The following is a 13,807-nucleotide window of genomic DNA, read 5'->3' on the forward strand; positions in this document are numbered from 1 at the left end:
CATTATTATGGAAAAGTGCATCCAATTTTTCAAAATTCTTATGCGTAATAAAAAACAATCCTATAAAAACAACTTTGGCATTAACTCTACCAATTATTGGTGCAATTTCTTATTGGTATTGGCGTAAGTAAAAAATTAGCGTATTTATATTGTGATTTTTCTATAAGATCTATTTCTGTGGGTATTTTTTTAGCTAATACATGTATTTTTATTAAAAATGACAAGAAAACCCCGTTAGGCTTTTAAGCCCGGGGATGAATTGTCATCGCTAAAGTGGAGCGAGCGAAAAAACATAGTTTTTGAGCGCGAATCTCAAGCTTATGCTATAATATGATATACTAAAAAAGTATGAAAAAAATATTGGCATGGGGCACATACAAAGCATAGGAACATGTATCACATAGTTTGGTTACCAAAATATAGAAAAAAAGTGTTAGAGGGAAAAGTTAAAACTAGATTGGAAAAGCTATTGCGCGAATGTGCAGAGATAAATGACTGGGCAATTCAAGAACTAAACATACAAATAGATCATGTTCATCTTGTGATACAATTACCGCCAAGCATAAGTGTGAGTAAAGCGGTAAATTTGTTAAAAGGAATATCTAGCAAAATGATTAGAGCAGAATTACCGGAAATTAAGAAATTTTTGTGGGGAACTGATTTTTGGTCCGAAGGCTATTTTTCCGAAACTGTTGGATATTGCTCTGAAGAAGCAATATTAAAATATGTAAGAAATCAATAAAACTTTCGTCTTGTGCTTCGAATTCCACGGCCTTTAGGCCGTGTGTGGTTTAATATACAATAAAAAATATGAGCACATAAAGCGAGAATATTTTTAGTAGTCCAGTTACGAAAAGCTAATCTAATTTTAAGATTTTTAAGCGCAAATTTTTATCTTTTTTTATAAGTACCTTTCATAATTATAAAAAAACTCGATTGATTTTTTTTAATTTCGTATTGTAGAAACATAAACATATAAAAGTAAAAAAAGTTAGAGTTATTACATGAAAAAAATATTTTTTTTATTGTTTTTTTATTTAGCGATAAATTATGGCAAAGAAGAAGATGTAGTAAAGTATATAGAAAAAGGGAATCTTTCTTTGCCCACATCCCAGCAATTGGGCCCCTTATTTAGCTTTGGTCAGAATGTTATTGATAAGGGAGATTTTCAGGTATATGCCTATGATTATTTTACAAAGGGAAATAACAAAAAATCTAATGAATTGTTTCCGTATCCTTTATATGGAATTCGTGATGATCTTTCAATATTTTTAAGTATACCAGCAGCAAAATTTAAAGAGAATAATCAGCAGACATTTGGGCTTGAAGATATGTTTATTCAAGCAGAATATGCTTATTATAACAAAGATACGTCTACGTATGGTAATCAGGCAACAGCAATTGGTGCTTTATTTTTTCCTACAGGAATTTCTGATAAAAACCCTTCTACGGGTTATGGATCGGTAAGTTTTTTTTTAGGAGGTACGTATAGTCATCTTGCAATAGATTGGTATTATTTTTTCTCACCAGGTGTATTTTTAACCACAAAACGTAAAGGTATTAAATTTGGCAATCAATTTTTTTATCAGGCGGGCATTGGAAAAAATATTGCCTATCGATCCAAAAAGTGGTTATTGACTTGGATGGTAGAATTTAATGGAATGTATAGTCAGCCAGATAAAATAAATAATAGCAAAGATCCGAATTCAGGTGGCAACATTGTATACATAGGCCCATCTTTATTTTTTTCAACACAACGTTTAATTTTGCAAGTTGGAATTGGGGTGCCTATTACGCAACATTTATTTGGAAATCAAAATAAAAATCATTTTATAGTTGCTGGTGGAATTGCCTGGAAATTTAATTAGCTATTAATTACCTATTTCTTGTTTAGATTTTTTCAAAAAATGAATTATTATATATAACCGTAAAATTATCCAAATAGTTGAAAATATGCTTATCATTTGTGCAATGCAATACATGATAAAGCTGATGTTGTTAATTTGATTAAAAAGGATTTTTGCTTTAGGAAGAATATAAGTTTTGTCCCATACTGATTTAGCTACTGGATAAGTGCCAGTTACTTTAAAAAGCAGTTTAAATGGCTTAAAAATCACTGGACCTTTTGGTATATCATAGGTAAGCAAAGTAAGTTTATATCCAAAATATGAACCAAATATAAGAATAAAAAACAAAAAAATAATAGTAGTTACTAAAACAATACGCACATTAAGGGTCCATAACAAAGTACTTATTCGTTTAAAAAAAGTACGAATACTATTTGCATAGAAAATAAAACATATAAAAATCCCGCTCATTAATATTATGAGATTTATATAATGGATTAATTGTTGCATATCTGTGTAAACGTAAATCTGTAAATTGGCCGGTTTTGCTTGTTGCTCTAAATAGTTTTTTATGAGCGTAAAAATAAAAGTATATAAAGTTGGTAATGCATTAATAAAACTAAAACCTAAAATATAAGCGATGCAAAATAAAGCAAAATAAAATATTCCATAACTTAATCGAATTTTTTCATGATATAGATCAGTTATTAATGATTTTAGATTTAAAAAATACATACCTATCCTCAAATTTTTATATTTTATTTTAGTATGACTCAAATAGAATGAATTAGTGGAGCTTTTAATATAATATTGAGAAAATTTGTATAATTTTTAATTAAATTGCTAAAAAAGATAGCTTTAAGCGATAAAAAAAGCTTAAAGCTATAAAATTACTGATAAATAAATTAAAAATTATTTTTGTAAAAGAAATTCAAAAACAAGTTGGCTCCATGATTCCATATTATTAAAATATGGATGCATTTCATTAAGCGTTAATAATTGGCCATTTTTTAGTTCAGATTTGATGCTAATTTTTTCAGAATTACCATGCAACAAAAATACAAAACCAATGTGTACTTGCCCAACTTCATTTGAATCGTCATTTAAAATACCAAGTGGTTCAATTTTAAAAGAACTTTGATAGTTTACTTCTTCATGAAATTCTCGTTTTGCCCAGTCAAATATAGAATCGGTTGCCATATCTTCTTTTCTGATATGTCCACCAATGCCCAAAGAAAATTTATTTTGCAAACGTTGTTCTGTTGCTTTTGCCGCACGTTGCATTAAAAAATAACGATTTTCATACTCAAAAACTAAGTAAGGAATAATTTGTTTATATTGAGGATCTTTTTCCATTAAAGAACGGCTCAAAAATTCTTTTTTATCTTGAATAAGGGTTAGATAATTATCGAAATTAACTTTTTTTAAACCGGACCATGCTAACTCGTTATCAAACAGTTCTGATCGTTTTACAACAAGAATTTCTTCGTCATGTTTTTGTGATATTGGATTTACCTGTTTGATAGTAGTTGTCATATTTTTCCTTCAAAAATTATTGTTTCTTTTTAGTGTAATGATTTAAGAATGTGATGCAAGTTTCAGGGCGATTGTACATTAATTACTTGCAAGTATTTTTCATATAAGGTTTTTGAATCAGTAATAAGGCTGCCATTAGTAATTTTATTAGATAGGCCTAAAATTACTTTTTTTGGTTTAATTAATGTCAAATATTTTTCTTTTAATTCATCATGAACAAATTGAGATGCCCATTTTCTCCCAATAATTGCTTCTTTTAAATAATGAACAAAATTAAAAAAAGTATCTTTTAATGCCAAGCATACTGAATTCAAGGAACATTCGAATTCATAAGGCTCATGGAGTTGATAATAATTATTCCTAAAAGAGCTAGAAGAGTAATCTTTATTTATTGATACATTTTCTAGTTTATATGAGGGAATGGCTTTTACAAAACCAGTTTTACATAAGGTTTGATGACCAGTGTTATCACTGATAATGCAAGGAATGCCGAGTGCAAGCGCTTCCCGTGGAGGGATTGAAAACCCTTCACCACGAGAAACTGAAACAAAGCAATCTAATGATGCCATAAATTCTATATATTCAATCCAAGTGAAGGTTCTATCAATTAATTCTACGTTAGTTAATTTTAATTGATCAATACGCTCTTTTAATCGTTTGGCATATTCAAATCCACTTCGTCCATGAATTTTCAATTTTACATCAGGAGAATTACCAAATGTTTTTTCAAAAGCTTCTAGTAGAAGTAATTGATTTTTACGGTCTGAAAGCATGCCACTTGTACCGAAAATAAAAGGAAAGTTCGCCTGTGTTTTTGCAGGAATTTCCAAAAATGGTTCCAAATAAAGACTGAGTGGAAGTACAAAAATAGGAATAATAACTCCTGAATTTTTGTATACATCAACTAAAAATTCATCTGGTACTATTGCGGCGTCAAAATAAGAATTAAGGATTTCAACCCATTCTGACGGTAATTGTGTTTTCTCATACATTGTATAAGCAATTTTTATAGAACTTGGAGTATGTTCCAGTACACTGGGAAAATAATCAAGAGTGTCTTCAAAAATCATTATTTGACCAAAAACGTGAGAAGGATTTTTTATAATTGATTTTATGGAACTTGGTACATCTTCAATATTTATAGTATTGCGGGAAGACATAAAATTAATTTCGATATCATTTTTTAAGCATTCCATAATACTTATTGATTGCCTGCCAATGCCATCAGGAAAGCAAATAGGCCCCACGACAGTTAAATATGGAGCAGGCAGTATTTGATTAAAAACAAAAAATAAAAAAATAAAAAAATTTAACTTCATGCTATACCTTTTTTTAGAGGTAAAAACCTTTTATATTTTTGATAAAGTTCTCGGCAAGAGGTAATTAAACAATCTTTTGTAATATAATTTTCAGTGCCAAAAATTACTTTTTTAGGTTTTATTAATGAAAGATAATAAGGACGTAATTTATTATAAAGATATCGTTTAACCCATTTTTTTCCTCGAGCAGCTTTCTCTAGATATATTTTATAATTTTCGTATACATCAATAAAAGCTTGTGCAGCATCATTAATAGTACAATTAAAATCAAAGCCAATTGATTGATTTAAATGAGAATAAAAAGCAGGTTGAACAATTGGGCAATCCACCGCATATACTAAATCTGTGTTGCAAATTGTTTTGTGGGCAGTATTATTTGAAAGTATGCATGGAATGCCAAGCGCTAATGCTTCACGAGGTGTAATTGAAAATCCTTCTCCTTTAGAAAGTGAAACATAACAATCTATACTTTCCATAAATGCAACATATTTTTTCCAGCTAAAACATTCTTCAATAATTTCTACATTCGTAATTGCTAATTGCTGAACACGGTATTTTAATTGTTGTGCGATTTCACTACCACTTCTGCCATGAATTTTTAATTGTATATCAGCACGATTGCCAAATGCATATATAAAGCTTTCAAGCAATACCATTTGATTTTTACGTTCAGCAAAGGAACCACTAAAGCCAAATACAAAAGGATTATTGGGTAAAGATTTTTTTTGTGGTTTTGCTAAAAAATCTTCGATATAAATACCCAGTGGCAAAACAAATATAGGAATAATAACGCCAGCATTTTTATAGACATCTACTAAGTTTTCATCAGGGACGATTGCTGCGTCAAAATGATTATTTAAGATAATGGGCCAACTATCCGGAATAGTAGTAGCTTCAAACATAGTGTAAGCGAATTTTATAGTAGATTCAGGCAATAATGTATAATAATTTTCTCGTAATTCTTCAATTGGATTACCATTAGTTAATACATCTTCTAAAATAACTACATTGCTATAGCCGTGCTGCTGATTAGTAATAATTTTTTGTGTATCTTCTGCAATATCTTGCAGATTCATTTGATTATTTCTTGTGTTTAAAAAATTAATTTTTAGATCATTTTTTAAACAATCAATAATACCAATAGTTTGTCTACCAATGCCATCAGCAAAGCAAATTAAACCAGCCACAGTTAAATCAAAATCTGCCGTAGTTTCAGAACGGGTACAATTAAAAAAAGAAGTTGAAACGGCTATTAAACATAAAAAACTGTTCGTTTTATTTTTCATATCTTCCTTATTGCTCTCTTTTTATTCCCCAGATTAATAATAAAAAAATAGATCATGACTAGATAAGAGATCAATGATTTACAAAAAGATATAAAGAAAAAACAGTAATAAAGGTTATCTATTGATCATGCAGAATAGTATAACCATAACATTCTTTAAATGTTTCATAGATAGGGCCTTCAATATGTATCCAGTTTTCTTGTTTATCAATAAGTTGCATATTGAGCGAAGGGCAAATTGCCCATTTTTTTATTTGACCGCCATGTATGATTATACATTTAACCAAATCAGCAAGTGTTTTTTTAGCAATTTTTATGGTGTTATTTTCTTCAATAAGTTCTAGGGGTATATATTCTATACCTTGGGCCATTTTTATTAACTTTTGGAGAGTATAGCTATCATTTATAACGCCTGGCTTAGAACCAATTAACTCGTCAATTGGTTTATGAAAAGTGATAAATTCATTTTCAGCTTTTTTATGGATAGCTTTTTGTAATAATTCAGCTACCGTATAAAATTTGTTTTTTATAGCAAAATCCACTGGTGTTACTGGTTTTTCAAAAAATTGATTAAATAAATTAAAAGTTTTATGACAGGGATTAGCGCCATGTTTTAGTAAAATTTCTACAATACTATATACAATATTTTCAGGAATTTTATCATTAGCACAAGCAGTATGTAATGAATTTGGACCAGACTCAGAGAAGCATTCTTTTTCTACTTGCTTGCGATGTATATTTATTATATGTTCATTTGGTTTTGCTCCAAGTTCAAGTAGTCTTTCTACTGCTTTAATTTTACCTTTATAAGCAGCAATGTGAATAGGAGAGGAACCATCGTTAGTCAGAAATTGAATAAGATCTTCCTTTATATTCCATTGTTCGCCGAATTGGCAAAAGGTATTCATTTTTTCTATATCGCCATCAGCGCTTACGCAAAGCATGCAATATTTTAATTCTTCTTTACTAATATCCATTGAATAAATTGATGGGATAAAAATTATTAATGAACTAAATAATTTAATAAAAGGCTTCATTCACGATCCCTATTCATAAATAGACTTAATTTTTTCTAGAGAAGTGCCAATGCCATAACATTCTTGATACGCATTATAAATTGGGCCATTAATTTTTATATCATTTTCTTTTCTATCAACTAAATATAAGAGCAAATGAATGTCGAAAAGAGGTGAAAAAACTTCCATTTTTTTTATTTGCCCTCCATTAATTAATATATACTTAACAAGATCAGCAACTGTTTTTTTAGAAATTTTTACTACATCATTTTCTTGAATAACTTGTATATCCGTTGGCTTTATATTTTGAGCCATTTCTATTAATTTTTTTAAAGTATCAGTATCTTTAATAAATTCAGGTTTATAGTCAAAAATTTCTTCTTTTTGTTTGTTTTCATTATTTGACTTATAAAAAGAGATTAATTCTTTTTCCGCCTTAGCATGAATGGCTTTTTGCAATAATCCTACTACTTTATAAAATTTGTTTTTTAGCGCAAAGTTCAGAGCAGTTATTGGTTGTTCAGAATTATTTTCACGAAAAAACTGTAAGGTTGTGTGGGAAGGATTAACATTTTTGTTTAAGAAAAATTTTACTATGGCATAAACAGTATCTTCATAAGTTTCTTCATTAGCACAGGCAGCATGTAAAACAGTGGGTTTAAACTTATCATATTCATTTGGATCAGCGCCAAGTTCTAATAGTTTTTTTATTGCTTTAATCTGGCCATGATAAACGGCAACATGCAGTGGAGAGGTGCCAAGCGGATCAAAAATTTTAATCAAAGGTGTTGTTAAAATTCCTTTTTTTTGCCATTTTTTACTTTGCTGATCAAGGAGATTAATAGTTGAAATGTCTCCGTTCTTACTTGCTTGAAATATAAGTTGTATTGCCTGATTAACGAATTTTTCTTGTTGAATACCACTTGTTCTGAGCGGATCCTCCATCGCAAAAACGGATGATATACAAATTATTGATATATTTAGTATTTTTATAAAACTTTTCATATAAGATTTTCCTTATCATATCTTTCATTTTGCATATAGTTTAGATTTGTGGTCAAGCATAATACATTTGGCTAGATCGGCAATAGTTTTTTCTAGTAAATGTTTGATAAGTTAAGCTTTACAATACCATGATAGAGATAACACATGTGTTTTTGAAAAATTGCTTTTATGGTAAGCTTTATATAAGATCTGTTGCGAAAAATTTCAAAAGGAATTCCCTATGAGTTATGACTTTAAAAATATTGAAGAAAAATGGCAGAAACAGTGGCAAGAGCATCCTATCGGTCAGGCTAAGCCCACCGGTGAAGGGAAAAAGTATTATTGTCTTGATATGTTTCCTTATCCTTCTGGCTCTGGATTACATGTTGGTCATTGGCGTGGTTATGTTCTTTCTGATATTTATGCACGAATAAAATGGTTACAAGATTTTAATGTATTGCATCCGATGGGATGGGATGCATTTGGGCTACCAGCAGAAAATGATGCTATAAAAAAAGGTATCCATCCAAAGGTAAATACGGCACAAAATATTGCTAACTTTAAGCGACAGCTTCAACAAACTGGTTGCATGTATGATTGGACCAAAGAAATAAATACAACTGATCCAGATTATTATAAATGGACGCAATGGATTTTTTTGCAAATGTTTAAAGCTGGGCTTGCGTATGAAGCTCAAGTACCAATTAATTGGTGTCCATCTTGCTTGACAGGGCTTGCTAATGAAGAAGTTGTTGGAGGTAATTGCGAGCGCTGTGGATCAATAGTGATCCAAAAAAATGTGCGGCAATGGGTATTGCGTATAACTGATTATGCAGAAAAACTTCTTGAAGGTCTTGATAAACTCGATTGGCCTGAAAAAGTTAAAACTATGCAACGTAACTGGATTGGCAAGAGTGAAGGGTTGAAAATAGAATTTCAAACTACTGATTTGCAAGAAAATTTAATACCATTATCTGTGTATACCACCTGCCCCGAAACAATTTATGGAGTAAGCTTTTTGGTTATGGCGCCGGAGCATGAATTAGTAAATCAAATTGTAATTCCCGAACGCAGTGAAGAAGTTGCAGAATATAAAAAATATGTGCAACGATTGACGCCTTTTGAACGGCTGTCTGAGCATAAAGAAAAAACTGGCGTTTTTACCGGGGCATATGCAATTAATCCAGTGAATAATGAAAAACTACCAATATTTATTTCTAGCTATGTGCTAAAAGATTACGGCACAGGTATTGTAATGGGAGTACCTGCACATGATGAGCGCGATTTTGCATTTGCACAAGCCTATGACTTGCCAATTAAATTAGTAATTACATCGCCATTAGTGGAAGTTGATCAAGAAGACAATTTAATTAAACCATATCCAGATGATGGTAAACTAATTAATAGTGGCCAGTTTGATGGGTTTCAAGCAAAAAAAGAAGGTCGTGAAAAAATTGGGAATTACTTGGTAGATAAAGGGTGGGGACAAAAAGAAATTAATTATAAATTGCGTGATTGGATATTCTCTCGCCAGCGTTATTGGGGTGAACCTATTCCATTAATTCATTGTCAGCATTGTGGCATTGTTCCAGTACCAGAAAACGAACTGCCCGTTACATTACCTGAAGTAAAAGAATATAAACCAACGGGAACTGGTGAATCACCGCTTGCAAATATTGCTGAATGGGTGAATACAACTTGTCCAAAATGTGGTGGCGCAGCAAAACGAGAAACAAATACAATGCCCCAATGGGCCGGCTCTTGTTGGTATTTTTTACGATATCCAAACCCTAACTTAAAAGATAAACCGTTTGATCAAAGCGATATGAAATATTGGCTGCCAGTTGACCTATATGTTGGTGGTATTGAGCATGCAATTTTGCATTTATTGTATGCCCGCTTTTATATAAAAGTATTGCATGATCTTGGATATTTACCATTTGATGAACCATTTACGCATCTTTTTAATCAAGGCATGGTGAATAAATATTCTGAAATCACTGGCTTTGTTGAGAAAATGTCCAAATCAAAAGGGAATGTGGTTAATCCAGATAATATTGTTGATGAGTATGGTGCTGATACATTGCGAATGTATATTCTTTTTATGGGACCACCCGAACTCGATTGCGAATGGCAAGATTCTGGTCTTGAAGGTATTAAACGATTTTTAAATCGATTGTGGATTTATTTAACTGATCCTGCAAATATTTTATCAGATGGAAACGAAGATGAAGCAGTTACGAAGCGCTTTCATCAGTTTTTAAAGGATTATCAAGAGCGTATTAATCTTTTCAAACCAAATACCGCAATTTCCGCTTGTATGGAATGGTTGAATGATGTGCAAGATGCACGAATGAAATTAAGTAAAGATACGCTTGAAAAATTATTGGTGGCTTTATCAGTTATGATTCCATTTATGAGCGCAGAATTACTTGAGCGATTACTTAATAAAAAATTACAAGATTGTACTTGGCCTGAATTCGATCTTGAACTTGCAAAACGTGATGAAATTGAAATGGTAGTGCAGGTGAACGGTAAAATGCGTGGAAGTTTTATCGTTACACCAGGTCAATCAGAAGAAATGGTGCATAAACAAGCGGTAATACAAATTCAAAGATGGCTAGAAGGTAAAGAAATTGTAAAAGTGATTTTTGTACCAGATAGATTGATTAACTTTGTAGTGAAATGATAAATTTAAAAGGCTCGATAATTCGAGCCTTTTAACTGGCTAGAAAAATACAATTTTCTATAAACAGCAAATATATAAACCTTTTTTCATGCGAGTTTTTATTGCATTAAATGTGAGTGCATACTCTTTATCAACTTCTGTTAATTGCTTAATGCCATCTTTTGTTTGAACCCATGGATTAATCCCACGGAACTTAGAAATAAATGAAAGATCGTATTTTTCTTCTGTGCCTAATTTATAATGCTCACAAATACTGCATAACTTTTTAACTAATCCAGCTATTTTTGGATCATTATTTTCTTTAAGTTTATTCCAAATAACTAAATCGGTTGAAAAATGAATATCATTTAAACTAATGAGGTTAATTTTGAGCGCTCTGCGCAATGCTTTCGCGGTCCAATGGTAAGAAACATCATTTAATGCAGAACCAAATACTTGTTCTGATAAATATAAAGAAGTATCAGCAAGTTTTTTTGCTAATGTTTGAGAATTAAAAATCCATTTACCATTTTTAAAAGTAACCTGAGTCATAATTTTTTGTATATCGGCGATTGTTAATTTATTTTCAAGTAATCCGCCATACATAATATATTCAAAACGATCAGCACAAACATTAGGAAGGTCTTGTTCGAGCATAGTAAAACCATTATCTTTATGGTTTATACTTTCAAATGAAATACCATGTTTGGTTAAGATTTCAGGAATTTCAGTATTTTTTAAAAACCACAGATGAATATCATCTTGGTAAGAACTTTTGCCATCTTTATGCTTAAAAATATAATCACCGACATGTGAAAAGGCAGTATGTGATACATCATGGAGCAAAGCAGCAATTTGTTCATTTAATGAACCACCAAATTTACGAACTAAAAAAAATACGCCAAGGCTATGTTCAAAGCGAGAATATTCTCCAGGATTAGCAATATAATAAATAATGCCATATTGATGAATATTTTTGAGCCGTTGCATAGCAGGGCATTCAATGAGTTCAATAAGAACTGGTTCTTTAATAGTATCAGAACCATATACCGTTTCTAATTTGTAAGAATTAGAAAAAAACGGAAAAAATGAAAGAATAAAAGTAAAAAAATAAGAAAAATTCATAAAAGTAGCCTTTTTACTTTTTTTAATAAATTGATGAATTGATATTTTTATGCAGTATACTTGTTTAGCTATACCGAGTCAATTTTGCCCGGTAAGATTGTTTTATTGCATAGCTATTTGTTAAAAAGAATTAATTGATCTTTTTATCTTTATTTTAAATCGCAAAGAAAGGAGAAATAAAGTGAAAATATTTTTAGATACGGCAGATCGTAAAGCAATAAAAACTTGGTTAGCTATGGGTATTATTGATGGCATTACAACTAACCCAAGTCATTTATCAAAAGAGGGAGGAGATCCAACTAAAGTAGTACAAGATATTTGCCAAATGCTTGGTGATCGTGATGTAAGTGTAGAAATTACTGAAATTGAACCACAAAAAGTTTATGAGCAAGCGCTTAAAATTGCAGATATTGCAGAAAATGTCATCGTGAAAGTTCCATGCCATGAAAATTATTATGAAGTTATTAAGCGATTGGTCAAAGAGGGCGTTAAAATAAATGTTACTTTAGTTTTTACGCTTGTTCAGGGTATGTTTATGTGCAAACTTGGTGTACGCTATATTTCACCTTTTATTGGTAGATGGGATGATATTGATGTTGAAGGTATTGATCTGTTATATGAGATGAGAACAATGGTTGATCAATATGAATTTGATACACAAATTTTAGCGGCATCAATTCGGCATGTACGCCATTTACATGATGCTATAATGGCAGGTGTTGATGTTGTAACAGTGCCTTTAGATGTTCTTGAAAAATCAGTAAACCATCCATTAACTGACCGTGGCATGGAAAAGTTTCTTGCAGATTGGCAAAAACTTGGTATTAAACAATTTCCTTAATTGTTTGATTGCAAAAATTACTTTAACATAGTATTTATGTTAACAATTTTTCATATTACAAATAATTATAAACCGTATTCTGGTGGAGTTGCTCGTGCAGTTGATGCATGGTATCAAGTTTTGAAAAAAAGAGGCCATCAGACTTATATAATTACGCTTGATTTTTTAGGCAAAGAACTTGATGAGGATAGTGGTATTATTCGGGTACCAACTATTGCACGTTTTTTATATAAAAAAAATTATGCAGCTATTCCATTTAAAGCAACACAAGTAATAGAAAAACTTGTACAAGAAAAAAAACCCGATATTATTCATGTGCATCATCCTTTTTTGCTTGGTAATATTGGCAAAAAAGTTGCAAAAAAATATAATATTCCAGTAGTTTTTACTTATCACACTCAATATGAGCGATATCTTCATTATGTACCAATTCCAGAAAAAATTTCATATCCTTTAGTTACCAGGCAAGTAAAACAATTTTGTAATGCGGTGAATGGTGTTATAGCACCATCTTTAACTATAAAAAAGCAAATTGAAGAACAAATTAAAAAACCTATAATTGTTATTCCTAGCCCCATAGAAGATATTTTTTTTGGAAACATAAAACAGAAAGTATTTAAGCAAAAAACTAAGTTGTTTCATTTAATTACCGTAAGTCGATTTGTACCCGAAAAAAATATTCCATTTTTATTGCGTGCAATCAAAATGATTGCAGATGAAGTTCAATGTACATTAATTGGTTACGGCTCAGATGCTGAAGAATTGCAACGATATGCATATAATGAATTATTATTATGTCCACAGCGTGTTCGTTTTGTTATAAAGCCATCAAGAGAAGAATTATTACAATATTATCAATCAGCTGATTTATTTATTTTTGCTTCAGAAACTGAAACACAAGGCCTGGTATTGGCAGAAGCAATGGCAAGTGGATTACCAGTTATTGCAGTTGATGCTCCAGGTTGTAAAGATATTATTCAATCTAATATAAATGGTTATTTAATTGATAATGAGCAAGAAATGATTGAGCATATTTTAAAGCTAAAAAGAGACCAAATAATTTTTGATAAGTTGAGCGGTAATGCTATAGTTACCGCTCAACAATTTTGCTCTGATGTTTTAGTTGAAAAAATGGAATCGTATTATCAAACTATTTTGAAAATGTAATCAAAGTACCCATACATTG

Annotated in this window: 11 protein-coding genes and 1 pseudogene; 5 read left to right on the forward strand and 7 right to left on the reverse strand. The window is 30.8% G+C overall.

The genetic code is table 11. The features are described 5' to 3' along the window. The first annotated feature begins 376 nt into the window (after positions 1-376). Positions 377-742: pseudogene (gene tnpA / locus WDZ41_01975) on the forward strand (IS200/IS605 family transposase). A 262-nt stretch (positions 743-1,004) separates the two neighbouring features. Continuing rightward, positions 1,005-1,868 carry a hypothetical protein gene (locus WDZ41_01980; GenBank protein ID MEX0940101.1) on the forward strand — a complete coding sequence of 288 codons (864 nt, stop codon included), beginning with the start codon at positions 1,005-1,007 and terminating at the stop codon, positions 1,866-1,868. A 3-nt stretch (positions 1,869-1,871) separates the two neighbouring features. On the opposite strand, the gene WDZ41_01985 is transcribed toward WDZ41_01980, so the two are convergent. The 6 genes from WDZ41_01985 to WDZ41_02010 form a co-directional block, all read right to left on the reverse strand. Continuing rightward, a complete protein-coding gene (locus WDZ41_01985) occupies positions 1,872-2,582 on the reverse strand; it encodes a hypothetical protein (protein ID MEX0940102.1) in 711 nt (236 codons plus the stop codon). 177 nt (positions 2,583-2,759) lie between these two features. Beyond that, on the reverse strand, positions 2,760-3,383 hold the full coding sequence (locus WDZ41_01990; protein MEX0940103.1) for a hypothetical protein: 624 nt from the start codon (positions 3,381-3,383) through the stop codon (positions 2,760-2,762). A gap of 62 nt (positions 3,384-3,445) precedes the next feature. Further along, positions 3,446-4,702: a glycosyltransferase family 4 protein gene (locus WDZ41_01995; GenBank protein ID MEX0940104.1), complete on the reverse strand. Its 1,257-nt coding sequence runs from the start codon at positions 4,700-4,702 to the stop codon at positions 3,446-3,448. Then, positions 4,699-5,988 (reverse strand): glycosyltransferase, encoded by a 1,290-nt coding sequence (locus WDZ41_02000; GenBank protein MEX0940105.1) that lies wholly within the window; start codon positions 5,986-5,988, stop codon positions 4,699-4,701. Before WDZ41_02000 ends, WDZ41_01995 begins: the two co-directional genes overlap by 4 nt. Before the next feature lie 118 nt (positions 5,989-6,106). After that, positions 6,107-7,024 (reverse strand): ankyrin repeat domain-containing protein, encoded by a 918-nt coding sequence (locus tag WDZ41_02005; protein MEX0940106.1) that lies wholly within the window; start codon positions 7,022-7,024, stop codon positions 6,107-6,109. A 9-nt stretch (positions 7,025-7,033) separates the two neighbouring features. Further along, positions 7,034-8,008 (reverse strand): ankyrin repeat domain-containing protein, encoded by a 975-nt coding sequence (locus tag WDZ41_02010; protein MEX0940107.1) that lies wholly within the window; start codon positions 8,006-8,008, stop codon positions 7,034-7,036. A 220-nt stretch (positions 8,009-8,228) separates the two neighbouring features. Between WDZ41_02010 and leuS the strand changes: the two genes are divergently transcribed. Further along, entirely contained in the window at positions 8,229-10,676 is a 2,448-nt protein-coding gene (leuS, locus tag WDZ41_02015) for a leucine--tRNA ligase (protein MEX0940108.1), read from the forward strand. A 57-nt stretch (positions 10,677-10,733) separates the two neighbouring features. On the opposite strand, the gene WDZ41_02020 is transcribed toward leuS, so the two are convergent. Beyond that, on the reverse strand, positions 10,734-11,780 hold the full coding sequence (locus WDZ41_02020; GenBank protein MEX0940109.1) for an HD domain-containing protein: 1,047 nt from the start codon (positions 11,778-11,780) through the stop codon (positions 10,734-10,736). Positions 11,781-11,961: 181 nt separating this feature from the next. On the opposite strand from WDZ41_02020, the gene WDZ41_02025 reads away from it, so the two are divergent. Together WDZ41_02025 and WDZ41_02030 are read left to right on the forward strand one after the other, a co-directional pair. Next, complete coding sequence (locus WDZ41_02025; protein MEX0940110.1) at positions 11,962-12,621, forward strand: transaldolase family protein; 660 nt, start codon at positions 11,962-11,964, stop codon at positions 12,619-12,621. 36 nt (positions 12,622-12,657) lie between these two features. After that, positions 12,658-13,788 carry a glycosyltransferase gene (locus WDZ41_02030; protein MEX0940111.1) on the forward strand — a complete coding sequence of 377 codons (1,131 nt, stop codon included), beginning with the start codon at positions 12,658-12,660 and terminating at the stop codon, positions 13,786-13,788. Positions 13,789-13,807 lie beyond the last annotated feature (19 nt).

The sequence above is a fragment of the Candidatus Babeliales bacterium genome (genome assembly GCA_040879965.1).
In the GTDB taxonomy this organism is placed as follows: Bacteria; Babelota; Babeliae; order Babelales; family JACPOV01; genus JBBDJI01.

Coding starts and splice junctions, on each gene's coding strand:
- WDZ41_02005 (MEX0940106.1), bottom strand. CDS start 7,024: ATGAAGCCTTTTATTAAATTATTTAGTTCATTAATAATTTTTATCCCA.
- WDZ41_02000 (MEX0940105.1), bottom strand. CDS start 5,988: ATGAAAAATAAAACGAACAGTTTTTTATGTTTAATAGCCGTTTCAACT.
- WDZ41_01995 (MEX0940104.1), bottom strand. CDS start 4,702: ATGAAGTTAAATTTTTTTATTTTTTTATTTTTTGTTTTTAATCAAATA.
- WDZ41_01980 (MEX0940101.1), top strand. CDS start 1,005: ATGAAAAAAATATTTTTTTTATTGTTTTTTTATTTAGCGATAAATTAT.
- WDZ41_02020 (MEX0940109.1), bottom strand. CDS start 11,780: ATGAATTTTTCTTATTTTTTTACTTTTATTCTTTCATTTTTTCCGTTT.
- WDZ41_01990 (MEX0940103.1), bottom strand. CDS start 3,383: ATGACAACTACTATCAAACAGGTAAATCCAATATCACAAAAACATGAC.
- WDZ41_02030 (MEX0940111.1), top strand. CDS start 12,658: ATGTTAACAATTTTTCATATTACAAATAATTATAAACCGTATTCTGGT.
- WDZ41_02010 (MEX0940107.1), bottom strand. CDS start 8,008: ATGAAAAGTTTTATAAAAATACTAAATATATCAATAATTTGTATATCA.
- WDZ41_01985 (MEX0940102.1), bottom strand. CDS start 2,582: ATGTATTTTTTAAATCTAAAATCATTAATAACTGATCTATATCATGAA.
- leuS (MEX0940108.1), top strand. CDS start 8,229: ATGAGTTATGACTTTAAAAATATTGAAGAAAAATGGCAGAAACAGTGG.